The sequence below is a fragment of the Bradyrhizobium lablabi genome, from assembly GCF_018131005.1.
Taxonomy (GTDB): domain Bacteria; phylum Pseudomonadota; class Alphaproteobacteria; order Rhizobiales; family Xanthobacteraceae; genus Bradyrhizobium; species Bradyrhizobium lablabi_D.
Genome location: NZ_JAFCJK010000012.1, coordinates 41,388 through 66,705 on the forward strand (window position 1 = coordinate 41,388; position 25,318 = coordinate 66,705).

22 protein-coding genes and 1 pseudogene are annotated in these 25,318 nt (G+C 63.5%); 7 read left to right on the plus strand and 16 right to left on the minus strand.

Annotated elements, in window-relative coordinates:
- Positions 1 to 67 precede the first annotated feature (67 nt).
- From JQ553_RS29080 to JQ553_RS29110, 7 genes are all read right to left on the minus strand, one after another.
- The gene (locus tag JQ553_RS29080; protein WP_212503493.1) at positions 68 to 1,240 is read right to left on the minus strand and encodes an ABC transporter substrate-binding protein; all 1,173 of its coding nucleotides are present in this window, start codon (positions 1,238 to 1,240) and stop codon (positions 68 to 70) included.
- A 407-nt stretch (positions 1,241 to 1,647) separates the two neighbouring features.
- A complete protein-coding gene (locus tag JQ553_RS29085) occupies positions 1,648 to 2,736 on the minus strand; it encodes a dienelactone hydrolase family protein (protein WP_212503494.1) in 1,089 nt (362 codons plus the stop codon).
- Complete coding sequence (locus tag JQ553_RS29090; RefSeq protein ID WP_212503495.1) at positions 2,737 to 4,299, minus strand: winged helix-turn-helix domain-containing tetratricopeptide repeat protein; 1,563 nt, start codon at positions 4,297 to 4,299, stop codon at positions 2,737 to 2,739. It abuts the gene before it with no gap.
- Positions 4,300 to 4,543: 244 nt separating this feature from the next.
- Complete coding sequence (locus JQ553_RS29095) at positions 4,544 to 4,999, minus strand: VOC family protein (protein ID WP_212503496.1); 456 nt, start codon at positions 4,997 to 4,999, stop codon at positions 4,544 to 4,546.
- A gap of 83 nt (positions 5,000 to 5,082) precedes the next feature.
- Positions 5,083 to 6,846 carry an MOSC and FAD-binding oxidoreductase domain-containing protein gene (locus JQ553_RS29100; RefSeq protein WP_212503497.1) on the minus strand — a complete coding sequence of 588 codons (1,764 nt, stop codon included), beginning with the start codon at positions 6,844 to 6,846 and terminating at the stop codon, positions 5,083 to 5,085.
- Between the two features lie 173 nt (positions 6,847 to 7,019).
- Positions 7,020 to 7,883: a DUF427 domain-containing protein gene (locus JQ553_RS29105; RefSeq protein WP_212503498.1), complete on the minus strand. Its 864-nt coding sequence runs from the start codon at positions 7,881 to 7,883 to the stop codon at positions 7,020 to 7,022.
- A gap of 54 nt (positions 7,884 to 7,937) precedes the next feature.
- Positions 7,938 to 8,825, minus strand: a complete 888-nt coding sequence (locus tag JQ553_RS29110) for a haloalkane dehalogenase (RefSeq protein WP_212503499.1) — start codon at positions 8,823 to 8,825, stop codon at positions 7,938 to 7,940.
- A 368-nt stretch (positions 8,826 to 9,193) separates the two neighbouring features.
- On the opposite strand from JQ553_RS29110, the gene JQ553_RS29115 reads away from it, so the two are divergent.
- Positions 9,194 to 10,054: a LysR substrate-binding domain-containing protein gene (locus JQ553_RS29115; RefSeq protein ID WP_212503500.1), complete on the plus strand. Its 861-nt coding sequence runs from the start codon at positions 9,194 to 9,196 to the stop codon at positions 10,052 to 10,054.
- A 250-nt stretch (positions 10,055 to 10,304) separates the two neighbouring features.
- Positions 10,305 to 10,814 (plus strand): Spy/CpxP family protein refolding chaperone, encoded by a 510-nt coding sequence (locus tag JQ553_RS29120; RefSeq protein ID WP_212503501.1) that lies wholly within the window; start codon positions 10,305 to 10,307, stop codon positions 10,812 to 10,814.
- A 285-nt stretch (positions 10,815 to 11,099) separates the two neighbouring features.
- Here the strand turns inward: JQ553_RS29120 and JQ553_RS29125 are convergent, their stop codons facing one another.
- From JQ553_RS29125 to JQ553_RS29135, 3 genes are all read right to left on the minus strand, one after another.
- Positions 11,100 to 11,573, minus strand: coding sequence for a type VI secretion system tube protein Hcp (locus JQ553_RS29125; RefSeq protein WP_212503502.1), 474 nt, complete (start codon positions 11,571 to 11,573; stop codon positions 11,100 to 11,102).
- Positions 11,574 to 11,644: 71 nt separating this feature from the next.
- Positions 11,645 to 12,565 (minus strand): sigma-70 family RNA polymerase sigma factor, encoded by a 921-nt coding sequence (locus JQ553_RS29130; RefSeq protein ID WP_212503503.1) that lies wholly within the window; start codon positions 12,563 to 12,565, stop codon positions 11,645 to 11,647.
- 19 nt (positions 12,566 to 12,584) lie between these two features.
- Complete coding sequence (locus tag JQ553_RS29135; RefSeq protein ID WP_212503504.1) at positions 12,585 to 12,893, minus strand: hypothetical protein; 309 nt, start codon at positions 12,891 to 12,893, stop codon at positions 12,585 to 12,587.
- 243 nt (positions 12,894 to 13,136) lie between these two features.
- On the opposite strand from JQ553_RS29135, the gene JQ553_RS29140 reads away from it, so the two are divergent.
- Positions 13,137 to 14,411, plus strand: coding sequence for an NAD(P)/FAD-dependent oxidoreductase (locus JQ553_RS29140; RefSeq protein ID WP_212503505.1), 1,275 nt, complete (start codon positions 13,137 to 13,139; stop codon positions 14,409 to 14,411).
- 48 nt (positions 14,412 to 14,459) lie between these two features.
- Positions 14,460 to 14,597 (plus strand): annotated as a pseudogene (locus tag JQ553_RS29145) (tannase/feruloyl esterase family alpha/beta hydrolase); the annotation flags it as partial.
- Between the two features lie 82 nt (positions 14,598 to 14,679).
- Here the strand turns inward: JQ553_RS29145 and JQ553_RS29150 are convergent.
- Positions 14,680 to 15,618 (minus strand): helix-turn-helix domain-containing protein, encoded by a 939-nt coding sequence (locus JQ553_RS29150; RefSeq protein ID WP_212503506.1) that lies wholly within the window; start codon positions 15,616 to 15,618, stop codon positions 14,680 to 14,682.
- Positions 15,619 to 15,767: 149 nt separating this feature from the next.
- On the opposite strand from JQ553_RS29150, the gene JQ553_RS29155 reads away from it, so the two are divergent.
- Positions 15,768 to 16,433 (plus strand): cysteine hydrolase family protein, encoded by a 666-nt coding sequence (locus tag JQ553_RS29155; RefSeq protein WP_212503507.1) that lies wholly within the window; start codon positions 15,768 to 15,770, stop codon positions 16,431 to 16,433.
- Positions 16,434 to 16,633: 200 nt separating this feature from the next.
- On the opposite strand, the gene JQ553_RS29160 is transcribed toward JQ553_RS29155, so the two are convergent.
- Genes JQ553_RS29160 through JQ553_RS29170 form a run of 3 tightly spaced genes read right to left on the minus strand, consistent with a single transcriptional unit; the run spans position 16,634 to position 19,446 of the window.
- Positions 16,634 to 17,842: an ABC transporter substrate-binding protein gene (locus tag JQ553_RS29160; protein WP_212503508.1), complete on the minus strand. Its 1,209-nt coding sequence runs from the start codon at positions 17,840 to 17,842 to the stop codon at positions 16,634 to 16,636.
- Between the two features lie 51 nt (positions 17,843 to 17,893).
- The gene (locus JQ553_RS29165; RefSeq protein WP_212503509.1) at positions 17,894 to 18,217 is read right to left on the minus strand and encodes a 2Fe-2S iron-sulfur cluster-binding protein; all 324 of its coding nucleotides are present in this window, start codon (positions 18,215 to 18,217) and stop codon (positions 17,894 to 17,896) included.
- 11 nt (positions 18,218 to 18,228) lie between these two features.
- On the minus strand, positions 18,229 to 19,446 hold the full coding sequence (locus JQ553_RS29170) for a cytochrome P450 (protein ID WP_212503510.1): 1,218 nt from the start codon (positions 19,444 to 19,446) through the stop codon (positions 18,229 to 18,231).
- Between the two features lie 82 nt (positions 19,447 to 19,528).
- On the opposite strand from JQ553_RS29170, the gene JQ553_RS29175 reads away from it, so the two are divergent.
- Positions 19,529 to 20,053, plus strand: coding sequence for a MarR family winged helix-turn-helix transcriptional regulator (locus tag JQ553_RS29175; protein ID WP_212503511.1), 525 nt, complete (start codon positions 19,529 to 19,531; stop codon positions 20,051 to 20,053).
- A 334-nt stretch (positions 20,054 to 20,387) separates the two neighbouring features.
- Here JQ553_RS29175 and JQ553_RS29180 read toward each other — a convergent pair whose 3' ends face one another.
- Positions 20,388 to 22,295 (minus strand): feruloyl-CoA synthase, encoded by a 1,908-nt coding sequence (locus JQ553_RS29180; protein ID WP_212503512.1) that lies wholly within the window; start codon positions 22,293 to 22,295, stop codon positions 20,388 to 20,390.
- Between the two features lie 321 nt (positions 22,296 to 22,616).
- Here JQ553_RS29180 and atzF point away from each other — a divergent pair, with 321 nt between their 5' ends.
- Positions 22,617 to 24,410: an allophanate hydrolase gene (gene atzF, locus JQ553_RS29185; protein ID WP_212503513.1), complete on the plus strand. Its 1,794-nt coding sequence runs from the start codon at positions 22,617 to 22,619 to the stop codon at positions 24,408 to 24,410.
- Between the two features lie 164 nt (positions 24,411 to 24,574).
- Here atzF and JQ553_RS29190 read toward each other — a convergent pair whose 3' ends face one another.
- On the minus strand, positions 24,575 to 25,312 hold the full coding sequence (locus tag JQ553_RS29190) for a GntR family transcriptional regulator (protein WP_212503514.1): 738 nt from the start codon (positions 25,310 to 25,312) through the stop codon (positions 24,575 to 24,577).
- Positions 25,313 to 25,318: the final 6 nt, after the last annotated feature.

The following is a 25,318-nucleotide window of genomic DNA, read 5'->3' on the forward strand; positions in this document are numbered from 1 at the left end:
CTTATTGGGAGCGTGATCGCCAATCAGAAAACCCGACTTCTTGGCAGACCATGCGCCGGCAGAAGGATCACTTCATCGGGCACTTGTCGTGGAAGCGGTCCTGGTCGTCCTTCACAATGGTTGCGACCGTCTTCAGCGCGAGCTGGCCGTCGGCGTCCTTGACCACGTCCTGCAGATAGAAGTTCTGGATCGGGATGTGGTTGTTGCCGTATCTGAACGGGCCACGCACCGATTTGAAGTTCACCTTCTGCATCTCGGCCTTCATCTCGTCCTTTTTCGAGGTATCGCCCTTCACGGCGACGACGGCGCTGTTGATCAGGTTTGCGGCATCGTAGGACTGCGCGCCATAGAAGGTCGGACGCAGTCCGGGATATTTCTTGCGGTAATCCGCGACGAACTTCTTGTTCTCCTCGTTCGGCAGATCGTTGACCCATTGCTGTGCGCCGGGAACGCCGAGCGCGTTGTCCTTTTGCAGCGGCAGCGACAATTCGTCGATCGTGAACGCAGTGTAGAGCGGGATCTGCTGCTTGATGCCGGCCTGCGCATACTGGTTCAGGAACTGGACGCCCGCGGCACCGGGATAGAACACGAAGATCGACTCGGCCTTGGAATTCTTCGCCTTGGTGAGCTCGGCGGAGAAGTCGAGCTGGCTCGGCCACACCGTGTATTCCTCGCCGACCACCTCGCCCTTGAAGGTGCTCTTGACGCCGGCGAGCATGTCCTTGCCGGCGGCGTAGTTGGGGCCGATCAGGAACACCGACTTGACGCCCTTCTGGTTCATGTAGGTGCCGACCGCCTGCGGAGTCTGGTCGTTCTGCCACGAGGTCGAGAACACGTAAGGAGAGCACAGTTCGCCGGCGAGCTGCGACGGACCGGCATTGGCTGAGATCAGGAAGGTCTTCGAGTCGACCGCGGTCTTGAGCGAGGCGAGCAGCACGTTCGACCAGATGTAGCCGACGATGAAATCGACCTTGTCCGATTGCACAAGCTTTTCGGTCTTCTGCTTGCCCACATCCGGTTTCTGCTGATCGTCTTCGTAGATCACCTCCACCGGCTTGCCGCCCATCTTGCGGCCGAGATGGTCGAGCGCGAGCTCGAAGGAATTGCGCATGTCGTTGCCGATCACGGCGGTAGGGCCGCTGAAGGTCGAGACAAAGCCGATCTTGATGGTGTCAGCCGCCGTCGCCGGCTGCGCCAGCGCCAGGGCCATGGCGCCTGCCAGCCAAAATGCCTTTTTCATATTCACTCCCCTCCTCAACCAGACGAACGTCCCATCAGCCCGTTGACCGGACCGGGGGCTGCGCTTGGCGCGCCATTCTCGGTGCATTGTTTTGTGCGCGAAATCGCAAGTCCGCAGCAAGCATGAACCGACGGCGCTCATTTAGAACCTTCGGCGCATACCGCAGCACCCTGCACCATAATTCGCCGGGCTCGGACATGGCAAGAAATATAATGCCGGTTGCTTGGGCAACGATTGTCGCAGGCAGCCGCGTCCAAAATGGGCCTGCTCCGTTACGGGTCGCGCGAATGCGCGCCCCAGCCCCATGATGGCACCACATTGCAGCAGGAACGGACACTGCCTTGCGCAGGGCTTCACAATGTCGACGCGCCGGCGAGTATGACGGCGCGTTCATCGTTGATACTTCGCTACTTGCTGAACACCTTACCCAGAAATTCGACGACATCCTTGCGGGCGGCATTGGTCGCATCAGCATTGTAGGCGACCGTGACGCCGCGCTCGATACAGGAGTCGTTGAAACTGGCGGGCTGGCCCGTATCGCTATTGATGATCACGCCCTGCGGCTTCTCCTCAAAGCGGCATTTGCGCCAAGTCTGCGCTTGCGGGAGCTGTACAGTCCCCGGAATCTTCGGATTGTCGAAAGCATGATAGGCGCCTGGATATTCAATGAGCTCCACATTGGCGCCAGCCTTTTTCAACCGTGCCACGTAATCGCGGCATGGGCCGATCGGCACCCAGTCATCCGCGATGCCGTGATAGAGCCGGATCGGCTTCTCGCTTACTTTCTCGTCGCCGATCATCTCGGTATTGCAGGGAGTGTAGAAACCGATATAGGCGGCAAAGCTTGCGCCCTCAGGGGCGTAAGCGCTCTGGAAACGGTTCATGCTCGCGTAAAGCGAGGGTATGGCCCCCTTCGAGAAACCCATGACAGCAATCTTGTCCGGATCGATGCGCGGATGCCTCGCGAGCACGGCAAGCGCGGCAAAGGCGTCGTTCATCATCGTGTAAGATGAAAGCTGCGCCTGATCGGCAATGGTATTCGCAATTCCACGGCCCGTGAAACTGTCGGCGACAAATGTGGCGAAACCGGCGTTGTTTAACTCGTCCACCCACATGCCGGAATTGAAGCCGATTCCGCCCGAGCCGTGCACGAGGACGACGGCTGGCAGCCGGTCGGTTCCGGGCTTCGGTATGCGCAACTCGCCCGCGATCATCGCGGGCTTGCCATCTTTTTTGCCGAGCAGGAAATCAGCCGTGCCGAGGGTGACCGTCTGCACCGGATAGACCTCAGTGCGGAAGATGCCCTGTGCCCGCGCGGACTCCAACGGGAAGACGACGACAGAGCCAGCGATCGTGAACAAGCAAATAAGTGTGCGGGCGAATGACGCGTTCATGAATTCCTCCCTCGTTATCCAACCAGAAAATGTAGCTCCTCTTGAATGTCCCAATTTTCGGTGGCGACCTCGTACGCGCGGGCCGGCCGGCCGAAACGTCACTTATTCAGGTAATCCCGCTTTGCGGAGACCCTCAATCAATCGCTTCGCATTTGCTGAGCCGCCGCGGGCAATATACGTCGAAATGGTGAATGAGGGATCGTGCTCAAGTACACGCGCCGCCGCGTCGTGTGCCTCGGCGTTACGTCCGAGATGGGCGAAGGCGGACGCGAAACAGCGGTAGACGGGCGCAAAAGTGGGGCTCTGACGGCGCGCTTTCTTTGCTTCGACGATGGCCTCGTCAAAGCGACCAAGCTCAATAAGCGCCAGCGCCATCCCGACAAAAGACCGGTGCAGTATCGGGTCCACCGGGCTCATGCGAATGGCCTGTTGAAAGCTTCGGATCGCTTCTTCGGGGAAACCTGAATTTCTATAGATCCATCCCCTTGCGTTCCATGCTTCAAATGAATTTGCGTTGAGAGCGACAGCCCGATCGACCATTTCGATCTCGGTTTCAGTATCGCCAATCGCAAAGGATGAGACAACGGCGGCAAATGCTAACGTTTCCGGATCGCTGTCGTCGATGCTCAAAGCAAGGCGAACAAGCCGGACCGCTTCCTTGCGATCGAATTGGGGATCGATCGTATAGCCCAGATTAACATTGAGCTGGTGACAGATACCCGCCAAGGCCGCCGCCAAAGCGAAGTGGGGGTCCAGTTCCAGTGCGCGATGGGCAAGCGTTATTGCCTCAGCCAATCCTTCGCGCGTCGTGAGATAGTCCTTCTGCAGTGCCCGCAAGTAAAACTCGTATGCGGTCAGGTTCTCCGGCCGCCGGCGCGCCGCCATTGCGATTTCAGTCTTAAGAAGTTTAGGCTCGATTGCGGAGACGACAGCCACGGTTAGCTCGTCCTGAAGAGCAAAGATGTCGGTCGAATCGCGCTCGAATCTGTCCGCCCATATGTGCGAACCTGTCATCGCATCAATCAATTGTCCTGCTATACGAATTTTCCCGGACGACTTGCGCACCGAGCCCTCAAGTACGTAGCGCACGCCAAGCCGGCGACCGACTTCCTTGATATCGACAGGTCTACCCTTGAAAGTGAAACTCGAATTCCGGGCGATGACGAACAGCCATTTGAACCGCGAAAGAGCCGTGGTGATTTCGTCGACCATCCCGTCCGCGAAATATTCCTGCTCGGGATCGCCGCTCATGTTCTGAAACGGCAAAACGGCGATCGAGGGCCTGTCCGGAAGCGTGAGTTCGGGGCTTGAGGATTCAATGCGGTCGACCATGGCGAGCTGGGTGCGTGGCTGCCCGCCTTCGTGCACCGCGCCGACGAATCGAACACCCTTGCGCGGCAATGTTTTGATAAGGCGCTGCTCCTCGCCAGAATCGCCCAGGACACTTCGGGCGGCATTCAGTCGTGTCGTCAGCGCCGCATCGGACATGATGCGCCCTTTCCAGATTGCTTTCACGAGGTCGTCCTTGCTGACGACTCGCTCCCTGTTTCGGATCAGGTATTCGAGCAGATCAAAAACCTGCGGCGGCGTGGGGACCACATCGGATTCGCGATGCAGCTCCCGCCGCTCGGTGTCGAGAGCGTAATCCTCGAAGAAATAGCGCACGATACCATTCTCCGCGGTTGCCGCACCGGCCGCCCGAGGTCAACCTCGGCGCCGTTCGGACCACAAAGAATATGCCGCCGGAGAGAAAAATGTAAATCGCGGCGAAGCGCAATGTCCGCCACCTGTCGGCATCTCGCGGGTATGGTTGGATACATAGTTTTCAACCATTCAGCCGATGCACGCGGCATGTCATAGTTGTAGCCGCACGCCGAGAGATCCAGCGATTGCCTCCTCAGCATCCGCATCACTCGTTGCGGTAACCCCGTTCCTGCAGCACCCAGCTGTTGCCGTCCGGGTCCGAGAAATCGGCGAAGCTGGCGTAGTCCCTGCGCGCGGAGTCGAGCCCGGGTGCGAAACTCCCGTCCCAGGCATCAATGGGTGTCTTGTGCCTGATTTCGCCGACTTTGACGCCCCGTTCGAGCAGGCGGCTCCGCGCGGCCTTGAGATCGGTCACGACGAGATAGGCGTTACGAAGCGACCCGGCGGGCGCGTCGGTGAGCCCGCGGCCGATCTGGATCGAGCAGCTCGAGCCCGGCGGAGTGAGCTGAACGACTCGGAACGCGTCATTCGGTGAATAGTCGACGTCGAGGGTGAAGCCGACCTTGTCGACATAGAACCGCAACGCTCGATCGACATCGCTCACCGGCAAGGTGATCACCTCGACCGAGAGCTCCACCGCACCTGTGCGGGCTGTGTCCATCGTTCTGACCCTCCACTTGCGACCGGACCACCCGGAAGCGAAACTTGATATGCTTCAGTCGGACATCCGATCCCGGCCGGGATTCACAAATCGATGACGACATCACGAAGCGGTTGCGAGCAGCAGACAAGAACGTTGCCGTCGGCGGGCTTGTCGAGCGGTGGCGGCTCATAGGCGACCTCGCCGGAAACCAGACCGCTCTCACAATTGTGGCAGACGCCGGTTCGGCACGACCAGCGGACCGGGACATCGCACGCCTCGGCGAGCTCCAGAATGCTTTGGTAGGCGGCCGGATTCCAATGCGCGGCAATGCCGCTTCGCGCAAATGACACCAGCGGACCGGTGTTGGCGTCATCCATGAGCGGATGGGGCGCTCGCGTCGGTGCGCCGATGACGCCAGACGTGCGCGGCTCGCTGCCGTTGAAAATTTCGACGTGAATCCGCTCCGGCGCCATGTCCATGGCTGCGAGCGTCTGTTTCATGTCGGCCATGAAGCGGGCCGGGCCGCAAAGGTAGACATCCGCCTCTCGCGGCAGCCCGACCTCGTCGAGCACCGATCTCGACAAGCGACCCGGCGCGTCGAAATCCTCCCCCATCCTGTCGCCAGCGCCCGGCCTGCTGTAGCAGACGTAACTTCGGCCACGGCTGAGCGCTGACATGAGGCGTTGGACTTCGGCGCCAAACGGATGATGCTGCCGGTCGCGAGCCGTGTGCAACCACAATACCTGTCGCGCCGAGCGGGCTTCAGCCAGCGCGTGCAGCATCGCAAGAACAGGCGTCGCGCCGATTCCCGCGCTGAGCAGCACCACCGGCCGCTCTCCGGAGTGCAGAATGAAGCTTCCGCGCGGCGAGCTTGCGTCGAGACTATCGCCTGGACGGACATGCTCTCGCAGGTAGTTACCAGCCGCTCCATTCGGTTCGATCTTCACGCTGATCCGGTAGCGCTCCGTAGACGGAGGACCGGAAAGCGAGTAGCTGCGGAAGAGTGGCGGGCCACCGTCATTCCGCCGAAGACGCAGGACCAGGTACTGACCAGGCAGAGCCTGAGGCAGCGGCTGACCGTCCGGATGCCGCATCGACAGGGAGAGGACATCTGCGGACTCCTGATCGATTGCCGCCACCGCGAGCGGCTGAAACCCCGGTGCAGCCGGATGTGCAGCCGCTGCCGGCGCAAGGCCCGCATTGCCGCTGCCCGCGGCGGACGTTTCACTCTGCATCAGCGCCTCAAACGACGCGCGCCACCCGGGTGAAAGTGCCTCGATCCGCAAAGCGCGCTCCAATCGATCACGGGCATGATTGGGCAAGTACAGCAGGGCGTTGACCTCTGCGACAGTCATTCGCTCGCTCGCTTCTCCCACCTTCACGATTTCGTCGCCGGCCCCCACCTCGCCTTCCTGCAGGACGCGGAAGTAGAACCCCGGACGTCCGCTGGATGTCAGCAACGCCGGCATCCGCGGCTCGTTCAACCGAATGCCGACGCGATAGCAGGTCACGCGAGGTTGCGTGACCTCGAACACGGCGCTGCCGATTCGATAACGGTCGCCGATGCAAACGGCATCGTCGGGCAATCCTTCGATCGTAAGATTCTCGCCGAACTGTCCGTGGACGAAGTCGGACCTGTTCAGCCGCTCCTGCCAGTAGCGATATGATTCGATCTGGTAGACGAAGGCGGCCCGCTGCTCACCCCCGTGGCCGCCCAGGTCGCCCTGACCGTCTCCGTCGAGATTCAACCGGCCAACCCGACAGCGGCCGCGCACCGGATCTTTCCAGATCGCGGTATGCACCGTGCGCCCCTTCCACGCGACATCGCGCGGAAGTCCGACGTTCACCGACAGTAGTCGAGCCATGCCTCGCTCCTTGGACGGAGACCGGAAGTCTGGGCTGGAGCGTGACGAGTTATCTTCGAATCATCAACTGGCTCCGGCTTCCTGTTGGCGCATGAGGTTTCGCAGAGCCACCGTACCTGCTTCCGGGTCATGTTCGAGCCGCTGGCGGCCGGTGCGCGCCGGCCGGCGGGCGCTCACTCATGGATCACCTCGGCGACGTCAAGGTTGCGATCAGGGCCGTGGGGAACCACTGCCTGGCCCGGTTCGAGACGAAGCTGCGTGCCATCGAGATGAACCGAAACGACGTCCGGTTCGAACGACACCAGGTTCGAGATGCGACCGACCTCGGGATAGGCGTCGGGATACGACCATGCCGCCTGCCGCGCGTCATCGATCGAGTAGTAACTGCAGAGTCCCTTATATGGACAGAAGGTTTGCAGCTTCACCGGCGTAAGCGCGGACTCGTCGATGTCGGCACGCGGAACGTACCAGCGCGGCGCGAAGCCGGACTCGTAGAGGACCAGCGGCCGCTTGGTATCGGCGATGATGCGGTCACGATGGCGGACGACGAGGTTGCGGGAGGCCTGGCGAATGTCGATGCGGTGGTAGGGATCGGCGGCATGACCCACGATTCGCTCGTCCTCCTCGTAGAAGGCGTCCATGGCCCGCCAGGCGAACGCGACGCGTCCCTGCAGTTCGCTCGCATGGGCAGGCAGAGCGGTGTGCTGCCATGCCCCGCGCGGCGCGATGTGCTGCTCGTCGGCCCGCACGCTATACCAGGACGTGAGCCCGAAATCGGAGTGTTGCGTAGTCTGCTCGGCGCGTTCCAGGACCTGCGGAGAAATGTCGGTCTCCGGAAAGTAGGCGACCGGATAGCGGCCCGGCTCGAAGAGCAGGAGAACGCGCTCGCTATCGGCGATCCAGCGTCCTCCGAAGCGCACGCGCATGCGCCGGCGCAACCGTTCGACGTACAGCAGCCTCTTCGGCAGCGGTTCGGCCACGAGGAACCGGCCGTTTGCTCCCGACGAGAGCGGGCCTTGTTGCCAGGATAGTCCCATGCTCTCCCTCCATAGTTTTGACGCCTGCGAAAGCAAACTCCGGCATCGCCTGGATCAGCGCAAAGCCTTCATCCAGCCGGCGACGGCCCGGCCGATCTCGTCCGGCGAATCTTCCTGGACGAAATGGATCCCCGCCACTGTCTTCTCGGTCAGAGCCGGCCAGCTGCGGACGAGATTGACCAGCGTATCATTGTCAAGGATCGCGCCTGGCTCAGCCTTCAGGAACAGCTTCGGCACATTGCTCGTCCCCAGCCAGTCCGCGTAGGCAGCCGCGATCGCAGAAACGTCGGGGGGCTCGCCGTCGATGGGTATCTGCCGGGGCCAGGTCAGCGTCGGCCGTCGTCCCTCGCCGGGTTCGGCAAATGGCCGTCGGTACTCGGCCATCTCCTCGTCGGAGAGCTCACGCAGGATGGCGTTCGGGAGGATCTCTTCAATGAAATAGTTGTTCTGCAGGACCATCGTCTCGCCGGCCTGCGAACGCAGTGCCTCCAGGGCTGGGCGCATTCCCATCTTGTCCCAATGGTCCTGGCCCTGCGGCGCCACGATCGCCTCCATGAAAGCGATACCCTTCACAGCCTTGCGATGGCGGTTGGCCCAGTCGAAGCCGAGGGCCGAGCCCCAGTCATGGATGACGAGAGTGACTCGCTCGCGCACGTCCAGGGACTCGAGCAGGGCGTCGAGGTAGCGGCGGTGCTCCACGAAGCGATACGAGTTGGGACCACTGTCAGGCAGCTTGTCGGAGTCGCCCATGCCGATCAGGTCCGGGGCGATGCAGCGGCCCAGCGGCTCCAGGTGCGGCAGCACGTTGCGCCAGAGATACGACGAGGTGGGATTGCCGTGCAGCAGCACGATGGGGTCGCCCTTTCCCACATCCACATACGCCATCTCGCGGCCCAGCACTCGCCGCCGCTGCTTCTTGTAGGGAAATGCTGCTGAGATCACGTTCGCTGCTCCTTGCCTATGATTGGGCGCAGCGACACTGTGAGTGGCGATGCCACATCCGGCGCCGTGCCGGACTCGCCGCGCTGTCCAGCGCGCTCTTACGCGGAGCTTGCACTATTCGCTTGCCTGCCCTTGATGCAGATTGCCCAAATTTGCTTGACTTGGGCGGGCGAGCGCTGCGGCCCCGACGGCGGTGGAGCGGTGCGCAGAGCACATCCGGCCATCAAGTATTGGCATGTTCATGCTCCATGGCGAACCACTTTAAATGACGATTATCATATAATGCAGCGTCCTGATTTGGGGGGTGCGGCAGTGGTTACGAAAACGATATTTTGCGATATTATTGATTACGAAATGGGATCAAAAGCATGCTGGATTTCGAGTTGCTGCGAGCCTTTGTGGCCGTCGCCGATTGCGGCGGTTTCCATCGCGCGGCCGAGCGGCTCAATTTGACGCAGTCGACCATCAGCCAGCAGATCAAGCGGCTCGAGCTCGAGACCAAGCGCCCCTTGTTTCGACGCACGACACGAAGCGTCGCGCTGACCGACGATGGGGAAATGCTGCTCGGTGACGCGCGTCGCCTGCTGCAACTGGAGGAAGCGGCGCGCCATCGCCTTGCGGCACCGCGCCTGTCCGGCACCGTACGCCTGGGCGTCGTCGAGGAGGTCGCTGGCGGCTCACTGCCATCGGCGCTCGGCCGCTTCGCGACGATCCATCCCGGCGTGAAACTCGAGGTGCAGGTCGGCATCAGCGCCGGATTGATCGAACTGCTCAACGCGGGGAGGCTTGATGTCGTGTTTGCCAAACGTCCGCTGGGAACGTCGAAGGGGCGGCTGGTGTGGCGCGAAGCGCTGGTCTGGGTAGCGGCCGACACGTTCGATCTCGTTCCTGGCGTCGCGCTCCCGCTGGCGCTGTATCGTGAGCAGTCCGTGTCGCGCGAGGCGGCGCTCACCGCGCTCCGCAATAGCGAACTTGCTTGGGAGATCGTCTACACGAGCCCGAGTTTGACCGGCGTGCGAGCGGCGGCGCTCGCGGGTCTCGCCGTCACGCCGCTTCCGGCGAGCGCGGTCGTCGCGGGCTTGCGAATCCTGGGGCTGAAAGAGGGGCTGCCGCGTCTTCCTGACCTCGAGTTCGCGATCTACGAAAGGACCCGGCCCGAAAAGGCCGCAGTGGCGCTCGCCGCAGCCCTGCTGACCCTCGCCCGATCGCCGGCACGCCCGACGATTTGAGAAGGCTCTGTGCTCGAATCCGTTCGCACGGCAGCGTCGTGGTGACTCCACAGGAAACAACCAACCGCTTTGGACATCGCCGCGCAGGAACCTGCTGACGCCGTCACGATCACGTCATAGTTTTCTTTGTTCTGCGCTTGGCGAAACTCACCGACGTGTGAACGTCGTCTTGACCTGAATCAACCCATCCCCGTGGTCCCGACTGCCACCTCTCGCCGGGGGCGAACGACACCAGATCCGGGAGTTTGCGATGATCAGGAAAATAGCCGTTGCAGCGACTGCGGTTCTCATAGCAGCGTCACCTCTCGCCCATGCAGCAGAAACGTCTTCCACTGTCGGAATGCGGCATCCCAGCGCCGCCGACCTGAAGGCCTTGACGGATGCGCGTGTCGGCGTGATCAAGGCCGCCTTGCAGTTGACGCCCGACCAGGAAAAATACTGGCCTGCCATAGAGGAAGCCATCCGGACGAGAGCGAAGAATCAACAAGCCCGGTGGGAACGGATAGCGGAACTGCGCGATAGCGGTCCGATGGAAGCCGTTCGTGAACGCAATCCTGTCGAACGCATGCAACGTCGAGCGGAGATGCTGAGTCAGCGTGCGACCGACCTCAAGAAGCTCGCCGACGCGTGGGAACCGCTCTACAAAACGCTGAGCCCGGATCAGAAGGAGAGGATGGCCTTCGCGACATATGTGGCCATGCGTGGGATACGAGACGCCATCATCGAACGTCGTATCCAATCCGACGATGACGACGACTGAGCATTTTCGGCCTCTGATCGAATCAGAACCGAAGCTCTGGATTCTTGTTTAGACGTGTTGTCTTCACGCGAACCGGCATCCACTTCGCTTGAAAACGCTGTAAGGCCGAGAAGAAGCGCGCCTTCGATGCGGTCACGCACATCGACCTCATCACAATCCGAAGAACGCAGTGCCGGTGAATCGAACAAAGCCCCGGCGTCGAGCCGGGGCGACGGCGGAGCAAGCTTGTGACGTCCACTTCGGGAGCAAGCGTCGGAGCCAACCGGTGCGGTTGCAGTCGATTGCTCAGGGAGTGCCCAGACCGGCGTCCCATCCCCTCATGAGCACCTCCGCATGACCGGAGACGTCGGGGCCGGTGCCAGGCAAATCGAAGGTCATCTTGGTAAAGTTCAGCGCCAGGCTCTCCGTGGGTCCGTCGGACGGGCCGGCTCCCGATTGATAACTGGAGATGAGAGCGTTCTGGAGCGTGATGGTGAGGTAGGTCGGCCTGTTTCCGCCTGGTTTCACGAAATCGATCTGGATGGTGACCCCTTCGCCGTACAATGATTGGCGGAACAATGCGGTCGATGCTGAATCCATCGATTTCGTGATCACGATCTCCGACACGGCAGGCGCGGACGCCACGCGGCTGTTTGCGATGGATCTGGTTTGGCCGAGCTGAGCGCTCGCCAGTTCGATCCATTTTTCATGCCCTTTCGCGGTGGCGTCTCCCTTGATGACAGGCTGGCCGTTCCTGGTGATCCTCATGTAGATCGGCATCGCAAATCTCCTTGCCGCGGTTCGGACCGACATCCATCCCGCGAATCGGATGACATGCTTGGAGCCGAGCTTTAGACGGGCTTGGTTTTTTCTGGAGATTTGCCGTCCACCAGGCACTCCGCACCGTCGATGACATAGGCCGCGTGGCGAAAATCCCTGATGGCGGCGACCTTGTCGGCGGACCAGTCGAGCACGATGAAATATGTCGCCGGCGCGTTCGGCTTTCCCGGATCGAACACCAGGATGGCCGGACGTCCGTCCACCTGTCCCGGCACCAGATGCCAGTCGCTGACCCGCGCATAATTGCCGAAATAGGTCGAGACCTCGGCCTTGCCGTTCAACCTCTTCCGGTTGACGAGCTCGAGCCTGATGTCATCGGCGATCATGGCACGGATGGCGTCGAAATCGCGGGCGTTGAAATGGCTGACATAGGCGTTGAGGCGAATGCGCTCGGCCTCCGACAGACCCGGCCGTGGCGCATCGTCAACCTCCCCGGCGAACACCCGCAATTGCGTGCGTCCGCGATGCAGCGCGGCCTTCACGGCGGGCAGGCTGAAATCCATGATATCGCAGACCTCCCGCAGCGAACAGCCGAGCACGTCCATCAGGATCACGCTGGCGCGCTGCGCTACCGGCAGCCGCATGAAGGTGCGCAAGCCGGTTGCCGCGATCTGGCGCCTTTCCACATCATCGAGATGATCGGCAATCATCTCCACCTCCTCTGCCGAATGCAGCGCCTCCTGCCGGTTACGACGGCGCAGGAAATCCAGCGCGGCGTTGTGCGCGATGCGGAACAGCCAGCCCTCAGGATTGACGATGGGCGCAGCCGATGGCAGCGCCTCCATCGCCTTGATCAATGCATCCTGCAGCACGTCCTCGCCGTCGATGACTGAGCCAACCATGCGCGCGCAATAGCGATGCAGCCTCGGCCGCATCGCCGCCAGCAGCGCATCGATGTCGACCACAGCCGGCGGGTCAGGGAGTGACGTCATTGCTCCTCGCTCGATTCGTTCACGACTCCTCCAGCATACGATAGTTGCCGACGATCCTGGCCCCGCGAGCCAGAGGCGGCTCGGCGCAGCGATCACGAATTCCGTCCTGGAACGTCTGGAACGACGCAAGCTTCGGAATCGGACTCGCGCCGTCATCGGCCGCGACCTCGACAAGATGGATGAAGGTGTCGTCCTCGAGCCGGAGCGTCAGATAGCGCACGCCGTCCGGCCTCGCCGCCTTCAGTTCCGCAAACACCGCCGAAACCAGTTCGGCATTCCTGTCGGCCATCTCCGGCTTCGCCTTGTATCTGATCAGGGTCCGTCTCATCATGCGCTCCTTTGGGAATATGAGGTCGCTCCCAAGGACGTTTGGCGCGGGCCAAAGGATGCGGTCTCGCCAATAAAATTTGGCCGCCTGGATCCTGTCGTCCCAATCGTGTCGTCCCGCGGACAGTGCGAGATTTTTGTTTAATACGCGTTGCCTATCAACCAATGGCAATCGCCGCTTGGACGTCGCGTGCGAATGCACACATAATGGTGGACGGGGACATGTGAGCCGGAGCCATCTGTTATGACGCAAGCACCCACCAAGCCTCACCGTGTGGTGATCGTCGGCGCCGGCTTCGGCGGACTGGAAGCGGCCTTCGGACTTTCGGGCGCGCCGGTCGAGATCACCCTGATCGACCGCCGCAACCACCATCTGTTCCAGCCGCTGCTCTACCAGGTCGCGACCGCCTCGCTCGCGACCAGCGAGATCGCCTGGCCCATCCGCTATCTGCTGCGCGACCGTCACGATGTGACGACGTTGTTCGCCAATGTCGGCGGCGTCGACGCCGCGGGCAAGCGCGTGCTGCTCGACGACGGCGACAGCATTCCCTATGACACGCTGATCCTCGCCACCGGCGCGCGCCATGCCTATTTCGGCCATGACGAATGGGAGCCGTTCGCGCCCGGGCTGAAGACGCTGGAAGACGCGACGACGCTGCGGCGGCGCATTCTCGTCGCCTTCGAGCGCGCCGAGCGCGAGACCGATCCCGAGAAGCGCGCGGCGTTGTTGACCTTCGTCATCATCGGCGCCGGGCCGACCGGCGTCGAGATGGCCGGCACCATCGCCGATCTCGCCAAGGACACGCTGCCCTACGACTTCCGCCATATCGATACCCGCAAGGCTCGCGTGGTGCTGATCGAGGCCGGCCCGCGCGTGCTCGCGGGCTTTCCCGACGATCTCTCGGCCTATGCGCAGCGCTCGCTGGAAAGCCTCGGCGTCGAGGTGATGCTGGGTGAGCCCGTCACCGAATGCTCTGCCGAAGGCGTGGTCTATGGCGGCAAGCGGCTGGAGGCGCGCACCATCGTCTGGGCGGCCGGCGTGCGTGCCTCGCGAGCCGCCGAATGGCTGAACGCGCCGGCCGATCGCGCCTACCGCCTGCAGGTCGAGCCCGATCTGGCCGTGCCCGGCCATCCCGACATTTTCGCGATCGGCGACACCGTCACCATCAACGGCCCCGACGGCAAGCCGGTGCCTGGCATCGCGCCGGCCGCGAAGCAGGAGGGGCGCTATGTCGCCGCGCTGATCAAGGCGCGGCTCAACGGCAAGACGCTGCCGCCGTTCCGTTACAAGCATGCCGGCAGCCTTGCGCAGATCGGCAAGCGGCTCGCGGTGATCGACTTCGGCAAGATCAAGCTGCGCGGCACCATCGCTTGGTGGCTGTGGGGCATCGCGCACATCTACTTCCTGATCGGCCTGCGCAACCGCCTCAGCGTCGCGCTCAACTGGCTCTGGATCCACGCCCGCGACCAACGCCCGGCGCGGCTGATCACACAGGGCAGCAGCAAAGTGGCGCCGTAGTCTCTCACGGGGCCGCGCCTGCGCCGTCACTTGAGGCCAGCGGCGCACATCGTCCCGACCAATCCCGCATTCTGCAAGGTGCTCGGACATATCGATCCCGTCGACCCCAAGGCGCCGCCGATCAAGTTCGAGGTGAACCTGCCGGCCGAGTGGAACGGCCGCTCGCTGCAATATGGCGGCGGCGGTTGCCTTCTCGTGCCACGCGTTCGGTTCGCCTCCCGCAAGTGAAAATGGCGCGCAGAAACTTCACAGCTGGCGGAAAGCCGCCTCAACCCATCACCTGGTGGGGCGATTGGCCGAACGCAGCTTTAAAGGCGCGGCTGAAATGCGATACGTCGCTGAAGCCAAAGCTGAGCGCCACATCGGTGACGTGATTGAACCGGCGTTCGGCGAGCGCCGTGTAACTGCCAGCGAGACGTTGCTGCCAAAGCCAGCGGATCGGCGTTGTCCCTTCGCCGACAAACAGGCGATTGAGCGTGCGCGGCGCCATGTTGTGCGCCTTGGCGATCGTGTCGAGGTCGAGCTCCGAGTCATGGAGATTGGCCAGGATGTACGACTTGACCCGCGCAAGCCGTTCATGCCCGTGCCCTGGCGCATTGTCCGTCAGTTCGCTTTCGAGCGTTGTCGCGAAGATGTCCAGCGCCGACGCGCCAAGTCGTATCGCGGCCGGCCCGGTCCCGTCATCCAGACGTGCCAGCTGGCGGATGAACGATCCCGCCAGCGCTCCGACCTTCGATTCGCAGCCGATCCGCCGGGCCGTCAGGCGATGCGCATCAGGCAGACGCGACACCAGCAGCGGTCGCGGAATCGACACCATGATCGAACGCGCGCGCGGCGCGAATTCGAGTGTGAACGGCTGCGATTGGTCATGCAGAACCAGGTCGCCGCGACGCATATGCGCTTCGCGCCCGCTCTGGGTAAAGGTGACCTCGCCGCGAAGTGTGAGCCACAGCATGAAATAGTCGCGCGGGTCCCTGCGGACGTCGCTCGGACTGCGGATCACCCGGATACGCTCGACCGCGGGCGTCGACGACCAGATGTCGTTGATCACCAGCGAACCGAAATTCCGGATCGATATCGACGCCTGAAATTCCTCGTTGGCGACAGGACGACATTCCGTCAGCGAAAATTCGCGGCAGGTGACGTGATGCCAGCGGTCAAAGCTGTCACCCGGCTCGACGAGGACTGCGCGACTGGGAACCTGCACTGGACCATGCTCCCGCTCAACCCGGCACGCGGATATTCTGCGTCTGCTCCCCGGTTCTGGCAAGCAGAGTCCATAGACTGGCAATCACAGCCAAGAACGCCCGTCGCAGCCGGTGTAGAGTAGGCCTCGTTTTACGAGGGGAGATCACAATGCCCTACCAATGCGACGTCATTGATCCGGCCAGGACTGTCATGGTGGTCGTGGACATGCAGAACGACTTCGTCGCCGACGGCGCGAAGCTGCGTTCGGCACAGGCCGCCGCCATGGTGCCCCGGCTGGCCCAGACCCTGAAGACCTGCCGCGAAAAGGGCATCCGCGTCATCTATACCGCGCATGTGCATCGCCGCGATGGCAGCGACATGGGTCTCTATGACGATCTCTATTCGCCGATCGCCGACCGGTCGTCCCTGGTCGACGGCACGCCCGGCGTGGAGATCTTCAAGGACCTGGCGCCCGCGCCGGGTGAGCACGTCATCAAGAAGCACCGATACAGCGCGTTCTTTGCCACCGACCTCGACCTCATCCTCCGCGAATGGGGCATCACGACTGTCGTGATCTCGGGGACAACAACCGAGAACTGCTGCCACGCAACGGCACGGGATGCGATGTTTCACAACTACAGGGTCGTTTTTCTTTCCGATGCGACCGGAACATTCGACTATCCCGACGTCGGACAGGGCGCCATGCCGGCCGAGGAGGTGCATCGCGCCACCCTCACGATCCTGGCCTTCTCAACAGCGCATGTCATGACGGCTGCTGAATTCGTGGCCCGTGTGAAGGCGGCCGATGGGACAGTCAATCCGAAGGCGGCGTAGATTGGCGCGAATTGCGTCTCTCTTGCTTCCTGAAATTCTACCCCCTCTCCCCGTTCTTGCGGGGAGAGGGTCGGGGTGAGGGGCTCCATCCACGAGCGCGACTCGTGGAGAGCCCACTCACCCGGATCGCATCTCCGATGCGATCCGGCCTCTCGCCGCGGGCGGGGCGAGGCGAAGGGAGATCGCGACAATAGCTGTGGTCACTTCACCAACGAACACCCGCCGTCCGCGAGTGGGCGGAACGCCTGGTCGGCCGGGATGGTCGCGATCTGCTTGTAGTAGTCGTAAGGGTACTTCGACTCCTCCGGCTTCTTCACCTCGAACAGGTACATCGGATGGATGACGCGGCCGTCCTGGCGGATCGTGACATCGCCGAACAGCTTGTCCTTGCCCTTGAAGGTCTTCATCTGCGGCACGACGAGCTTGGCATCGTCGCTGCCGGTGGCGGCGACGGCGTTGAGATAGGCAAGCGTGGAGGCGTAGACGCCGGCCTGGTTGCCGCTCGGCATCTTGCCGTTCATCCCGGGGCGCGCGGCGAAGCGCTTGGCAAATGCGCGGGTGTCGTCGTCCATGTCCCAGTAGAAGGCTTCGAGCAGTTGCAGACCCTGCGCCACCTTCAGCCCCATGCCGTGGATGTCGTTGACGAACAGGAGGAACGCCACCATGGTCTGGCCGCCCTGCTGGATGCCGAATTCGGACGCCTGCTTCACCGCATTGATGGTGTCGCCGCCGGCATTGGCAAGCCCGATCACCTTCGCCTTGGAATTCTGCGCCTGCAGCAGGAAGGAGGCAAAGTCGGAGGTGCCGAGCGGATGCTTGCTGGAGCCCAGCACCTTGCCGCCGTGCTTCTCGATATAGTTCGTCGCCTCGGCTTCGATGCCCTTGCCGAGCGCGTAGTCGACCGTCACGAAGTACCAATCCTTGCCGCCACGCTGCATCATCGCGGCCGCGGTGGTGTTGCCGGTCGCCCAGGCATCGTTGACCCATTGAATGGTGTTCGGCGAGCAGGCCTTGCCGGTGAGATCGGAGCTCGCGGTCGAAGACGCCAGGAACGTCATCCTTGAGTCGCGCAGGATGTTGTTGATGGCAAGCCCAACGGCCGAGTTCGGTACGTCGACGATGGCATCGACGCCCTCGACGTCGAGCCATTTGCGCGCGATCGCGGATCCCACGTCGGCCTTGTTCTGGTGATCGGCATAGACGATCTCGACCTTGATCCCCTTGCCGCCGCCGTTGAAATCCTCGGCCGCCATGCGCGCGGCCTCCACCGAGCCCATGCCGTTGGTGTCCTGGAAGATGCCGGAGATGTCGTTGAGCACGCCGACACGCACCACCTCGCCGGAAATTTCCGCGTGCGCCATCCCGGCGCATGACAACGCCAGCGCCACACCAATCGCAAGACCCTTCATCGTATCCTCCATATTGTCATTGAACGCCGGTTGAAGCCGGCAATGATTGGATCAGACCTGACGTTCGGGCAGCCGCAGCACAAGGCCGTCGAACTCGCCCGACAGCTTGATCTGGCAGGACAGCCGGCTGTTGGCGCGGCGCTCGGCGGCAGTACCGTCGAGCAGCGCGTCCTCGCCGTCCTCCATCGCGGGCAGGCGCTCGAGCCAGGCTTCGTCGACATAGACATGGCAGGTCGCGCACATTGCGTTGCCGCCGCATTCGGCCAGAATGCCGTCGAGTCCGGAACGGGTCGCGGCCAGCATCGCACTTTCGCCTTCGCTTGCTTCCACACGCTCACTCTGCCCGTTGGAATGGATGAACGTAATGGCAGGCATCGATATCCTCGTCAGGCCGGCGTGATGGTGACGGGCAGGCTGTCAAGCCCGCGCAGCGTGTTGTTGAAGCGGCGCTTCGGCTCACCGGTGATTTCGATTGTCGCGATACGGCGTGCCAGCGCCGAGAGCATCACCTCGCCTTCGAGGCGCGCGACGAGCTGACCGACGCACATGTGGATGCCCGAGCCGAAGCCGACATGGCCCGAGGTGCGGCGGGTGATGTCGTAGCTGTCGGGCTGGTCCCAGCGCCGCGGATCGCGGTTGGCGGCGGCGAGGAACATCAGCACCTTCTCGCCTTCGGGAATGCGCGCGCCGCTGAGCTCGACCTCGCGCGTGGTGGTGCGAAAGAAGGTCTGCACCGGGCTCTCGAACCGCACCGCTTCCTCGAAGGCGTTGCGTGCAAGCGTCGGATCGCCGCGCAGTTTTGCGAACTGGTCGGGGAAGCGCGCGAGGCAATAGACCGCGGCGCCGATGCCGTTCACGGTCGTATCCAGCCCCGCCGACAGCAGTGAGCGCACCAGCAGCGGCGCCTCGGCAGCAGTGATCTCACCCTCGTCGACACGGGCGTGGATGCAGGCGCCGAAGCCGCCGGGGGTGAGGTTCTCGCGCTGGCACTGCTCGGAGATATAGGCCTGATGCGGCGCCGAACGCTCGATCGCTTCCTGCCGCAACACGTTTGGCGGGCCGAACGCGTTGAACACCAGGCTGGCATAAGGAAGCAGGTGCTCGCGGCCCTCGGGCTTCAGCCCGAGAGCATCCGGGAAGATCGACAGCGGATAGGCCTCGGCGAGGTCCTCGATCGCGTCAAAGCTGCGCTTCTCCAAAAGCGCATCGACCCGCGCTTCGGCGGCGGCGGCAAAGCGGTCGCGGACCTGCTTCATCACGGTCGGCGACAGCACCCGGCTGAGCACCGCGCGGGTGCGGCTATGCGCCGGCGGATCGGCTTCCAGGATCAGGCTCGGCGGCCGCCACGGTTTCTCCCGGGCGAAATCGCTCAAGCCCACGCCACGGCTGGAGCAGAAGGTCGCGGGATCGTTCAAAACCGCATAGACCTCGGCATAGCGCGCCACGCCGTAGACATTCCAGGTGTCGAGATAGACCACCGGGCCAGCCTCGCGCAGCGCCTCATGGGTCGGGAACGGATCGGCGAAAAAATCCATTGCGAAGGGATCGACGCGGAGATGCGGGACGCCGTTGCCGGCATACGCGGAGGAAGCTGTCGCAGTCATCAGGACCTCCCGAAGTTTGATCTTGTCAAGATATGCCGCATGTCTATTGCTCGTTGACCGTTTCGCGGCGATGATTTGAGCAATGAGCAGTCAGCCCCTCCCCCGGAAGCCACGCCGGCCAAGACCTGTCGAGCCCGCAGAGGCCGCCGATGGCCCGCTGCTCGACCTCAACCGCTACGTTCCGGCCTTTATCACCTTCATCGCCAACAAGCTGTCGAACAGCGCGACCGCCTATTATCAGAAGAATTTCGGCGTCAATGTCACCGAATGGCGGATCATGTCGCTGCTCGCGATCGAGCCCGGCATTCCGGCCTCGCGCATCTGCCACGTGATCGGCTTCGACAAGGGGCCGGTGAGCCGCAACCTCGCAATGCTGCAGAGGCGCGGGCTGGTGACGATCCGCATCGCGCCCGACGACGGCCGCACCCATTCGATCGCGCTGACCGCGCGCGGCCGCGCCGTCCACGACAAGGTGATCGTCGCGGCGCTGGAGCGCGAGCGGCGGCTCCTGTCCTGTCTGAAGAAGGACGAGCGCGAGGTGCTGGTCGACCTGCTGCGGCGGCTGCACGAGAATCTCGGCGCCGTGACCAGGCAAAGCACGACCTGACCGCACGGCTGCGCGCCCGCAATCCTTCGATCCGGCGGCAATCCCGGAATTTGCAACATGGTTCCGTGCTGTCAGCGCAGTGCTGCGCAACGCCTGCTCCTCCCGGGGGTGATAGGCGACCGTTGACCGGCTCGTCTTTCGAGCGGAAATTCGCACAGCTTAGTTGCCTTGGCAACTAAAAATCACGGGCTGCCGGGCGGCAAATCGAAGCGCCCCGGAACCGGGACGACCGAGTCGCCAAGCGGAGGCGATGTCGATTGAATCGGCTCATCTCCGTCGGCAGGGTCGCTCACCTCTCCGGTTTGCAGGAGCGGCCGGCAAACCCAGCGCTATCTTACCCGGCGCAAGCGATCGGCTCGGGCGACGCGTCATCCTCCAGCACGGTGACTGCCGCAGCGCGGCGGATCAGCACGGCGCGCTGGTTGATGTAGCCCTTGTCGGTGATCTCGCCGCCGTCGACGGAGGCGGGTTCGGCGAGCAGCAGCGCACGCGTGGCGTGGCCGGAGGAATGCGGACCCACCGTCTTCAACTTCGCCAGGCCTGACGCGATCGCGGACCGGACCGCCGGATGGCCGATCACGTCCTTGACGTCGGCGCTCTCGGACAAATCAGCCATCGCGCGGCAGGCGGCGAGGTTCGGGAACACCAGGAAGCGCACGTCGTCGCGGCCATGGCCCGACACGACGATGTCCTGCGCCACTGGCGCGAGCGCCGCGATGCCGGCGACACGCAGCGTGCCGACGCTGACCCAGGTGCCGGAATTGAGCTTGAAATCCTCCGCAACCCGGCCGTCGAAGAACAGGCCGAGCTCGGGACGATCAGGATCGGCGAAGGTGACGGCGTCGCCGATCCGGTAGAAGCCCTCCTCGTCGAAGGCCTGCGCGGTCAGCTCCGGCGCCTTCCAGTAACCCGGCGTGACATTCGGCCCGCGCACCCGCACCTCGAGCTTGTCGCCTGATGAAACGAGCTTGAGCTCGGTGCCGGGAATCGGCACGCCGATATTGCCGGAACGCCTCGCCAGGAAATGGCAATCGGTCGCAAGCGGGGAGGTTTCGGTCGAGCCCCAGGCCGATACCATCGGCAAGCGCCGGCCGACGGTCTCGAGCGACAATTCCTCCAGCGCATCCCACAGGTTCTGCGGCAGCGCCGCGCCGGCGTAGAAGGCGAACTTCACGCCGCCGAAGAATTTGCGGCGCAACTCTTCATCCGTGCGCAGCGCCGCGATCAGCATGTCAAAACCGCGCGGCACATTGAAATAGATCGACGGCACCACGCTGCGCAAATTCGCAAGCGACGTCGCGAACAGGCCCGGGGCGGGTTTGCCGCCGTCGATATAGAGCGTGCCGCCGTTGCGCAGCACCAGGTTGAAATTGTGGTTGGCGCCGAAGGTGTGGCTCCAGGGCAGCCAATCCAGGATTACAAGGTGATCCGCGATCACAGGGTGATCCGGGATCACGGGGTGATCCGGGATCGCGAGATCGCCGTTGTCAGCTTCCAGGAAGGTCCAGGTCTGCGCCTTGGCCTGCTGGCTCGAAGTCAGCATGCGCTGGGTGTTGATCACGGCCTTGGGCGTGCCTGTTGACCCCGAGGTGAACAGGAATTTTGCGATCGTATCCGGCGTCACCGCGGCAAAGGCCATTGCGACGTCGGGCGATTCTGGCGTCGCCGTGATGCTGCGGAACGGCAGCGCATCGGCATCGTCCGCATTGCCGCTGACGATTGTCGCCTGATGCAGCGGCCTGATCGCGGCGAGCGCCGCCGCGAAGGGTCTTGTGCCCGTGACATAGATCGCGCCGGGCGCGAGCAGGCGGATCATGCTCTTCAGCTTGTCGAAATCCTTCGACATCAGCGAATAGGCCGGCGAGATCGCGGCCGAGGGCACGGCGACATGCTGGGCGGCAAGCGCGAATAACGCGTGATCGACGCTGTTGTCGGAGAGGATCACGAGCGGCCGCTCGGCGCTCAGTCCCTGCGCAAGAATCCAGGACGCGGTCGCGCGCACGGTTCTCAGTGCATCGCGATAGGTCACGGCGCTCCAGGGCGCTTCGGCATGGGCGCGCTCACCGAGGAAAATCCGGTCCGGCGCCTGCCGCGCCCAATGCTCCAGCCAATCGCCGACACAACGGGCGCCTTGCTTCAGTGGCGTGGTCGAGCGGATCAGGATGCTGCCGTCTGCACGGCGATCGGCAACGATTGCGGGCGTCGCGAACAAGTTTTGCGGATCGTCGCCGCTGGCGGTCATTATGGCTTCCTCCACGCACGTCTTTTGTCGGGGCCCGGTTCCTTTGCCCATCATGTTGCGGAGGCCAATCGTTGTCGACGCAGTATTCTATTGACCCGATCGTGCTCGCCTAAAGAATAGGCAAATGCATCGCACCGGGCGAGCCGCCGACCGCGCACGCGCCACCATCCTTTCCTTAAACGGCTGAAATCATGTAGTAATCTATCGCCCAGCAGGAACCGGGCAGATGTACACAATGGCACATCGCTTGCTTCGATCTGGCCAAGATTCCCTTCGTGCAAGGTGGCTCAGCCTTGCCGTTCAACGGACGGGGCAAAACCATTGACCGAAACTGTTGCCGCGATCGTCGCCGCGCATCGCGCCGGCACCGCGACGCCGGCGCAAACCGTGGCGCGCAGCTATCAGCGCATCCGCGAGCACAATGATCCCGCGATCTTTATCGGTCTGCGGGAGGAGAAGGACGCGCTCGCGGAAGCCGAGCGCCTCGCGGCCAGGGATCCAGGCAAGCTGCCGCTCCATGGCGTGCCTGTTGCGGTGAAGGACAATATCGACGTGCAGGGCCTTCCGACCACCGCCGCCTGCCCGGCCTTCAGCTACAAGCCGCTGCATGATGCGACGGCAGTGGCAAGACTGCGCGCGGCGGGCGCCATCATCATCGGCAAGACCAATCTCGACCAGTTCGCCACCGGCCTCGTCGGCGTCCGCTCGCCCTACGGCATTCCGAAGAATCCGGTTCGCGACGACCTCGTTCCCGGCGGATCGAGTTCAGGTTCGGCGGTCGCGGTCTCGGCCGGCCTCGTGCCGCTCGCACTCGGCACCGACACCGCCGGCAGCGGCCGCGTGCCCGCGATGCTCAACAACATCGTCGGGCTGAAGCCGAGCCTCGGGCTGATCTCGACCGCGGGAGTCGTGCCGGCGTGCCGCACGCTCGACTGCGTCTCGGTGTTCTCGCTCACTGTCGACGACGCAATGGCCGCGCTTGCCGCGATGGCCGGGCCCGACAGCGCCGACCCGTTCTCGCGCAACCGGCCGCTTGCGGGCATGACTGCGTTCCCGGCGAAGCTAAAGCTCGGCATTCCCAGGAATGGACAATTGATCTTCTTCGGCGACCGCCATGCGGAGAAGGCTTACGGCGAGGCGCTGGAGCGCTGGCGGACACTTGGCGCCGATCTCGTCGAGTTCGACCTCGAGCCGTTCTACGAGACGGCGCGGCTGCTCTATGAGGGCCCGTGGGTTGCCGAGCGCTATCTCGTGATCCGCGACCTCCTGGCATCTTCGCCCGATGCGATCCATCCGGTGACACGCGAGATCACCGCCGCCGGATCGCGGCTCACTGCCGCCGAGACCTTCTCGGCGCTCTATCGATTGCAGGCGCTGCGCGGTGTCGCAGAGTGCGCCTTCGCCACACTCGACGCGATCGTGCTGCCGACCGCGCCAACGGTCTATTCGACGGCGCAGGTGCTCGCCAATCCGATCGAGCTCAACTCCCGGCTCGGCACCTACACCAATTTCGTCAACCTGCTCGATCTCTGCGGCCTGGCGCTGCCGGCGGCAATGCGCGCGGACGGCGCGCCATTCGGCATCACGTTGCTGGCGCCCGCCGGCCGCGACGCCACGCTCGCCAGTATCGGCCGCGTGTTTCATGCCGATACCGGAATGCCCGTCGGAGCCAAGTCGCTGCCGCAGCCGCCGCTTGCCGCGATGCCGGCAGCGGTCCGCGACGGGATCCCGATCGCCGTGGTCGGTGCGCATCTCTCCGGCATGGCACTGAATGGCGAACTGAAGGCGCTCGACGCGCGCCTCGTTGAAGAGACCGCCACCGCGCCGGACTACAGGCTCTATGCGCTCGACACCATGCCGCCCAAGCCCGGCATGCTGCGCGTCGAGGCCGGCAAGGGCACATCGATCAAGCTCGAACTGTGGGCGATGTCGCCGGCCGCATTCGGGAAATTCGTCGCCGCGATCCCGCCCCCGCTGTCGATCGGCACGATCCGCCTCGCCGACGGCCGCGAGGCGAAGGGATTCATCGTGGAGCCCGCCGCGATCGACGGGGCGAAGGATATTTCGGCCTATGGCGGCTGGCGGGCGTTCATGGCGGAGAAGACCGCGGTGTAACCGCAGCGGCGGTGCGCTCCCTCGCCCCGTTCTTCACGGGGAGAGGGCGGGGTGAGGGGCTCCCTCGGCGAGCAATGTGCGTGGATAGTTCTGTGCCGCCTCACCCGGCGCCTCGCGCCGACCTCTCCCCGCAAGCGGCCGCAAGCGGGGCGAGGTAAAAAGAGCTACACCGACACCGCGTAGATCTCATATTCTCCGCGCACCATCTCGATATGGGCGCGCATCGCAGCCGCCGCGCCGGCCTTGTCGCCGCGCATGATCGCGACGACGACACGATCGTGCTCGGCGTGAGATTTCGCGAGACGTCCGAGATTGCGGAACTGGGCGCGACGGAACGGCTGCACACGGACGCGGGTCGCCATCGTGATCTCGGCGATATAGGCATTCTGCGATCCGGCGTAGATCGCGTTGTGGAAGCGCTCGTTGACCTCGTGGAAGCGATCGGGATTGCCGGTGTAGCTCAACACGCGCAGCTCCTCGTGGATCGCTTCCAGCATGCGGCGTTCCGCCGGCGCCATTCGCTCGGCGGCAAGCCCGGCGCACAGCGCCTCCAGTTCGGCCATCGCCTCGAACATGCCGGTCAGCCGCTCCAGCGACGGCCGCGCCACAATCGCGCCGCGATGCGCCCGGGCATCGATCAGGCCGCTCGCCGCAAGCTGACGCAGAGCCTCCCGCACCGGCGTTCGCGACACGCTGAAGCGGCGCGCGATGTCGGTCTCGTCGAGTGTGGCCCCCGGCGCCAGCGTGCCGCGCACGATCTCGTCGGCGAGCTGCAGCCTGAGTTCCTCGGCGCGGGTGATCCTGTCCCCGGGCGCCGCGCGACGATCGACGCGTCGAACCGCGACCGCAAACCCGGTACCCGGGGGTTGCGGTGCTCGCGCCGGAAGATCGTCCACGCTCATGCCTCG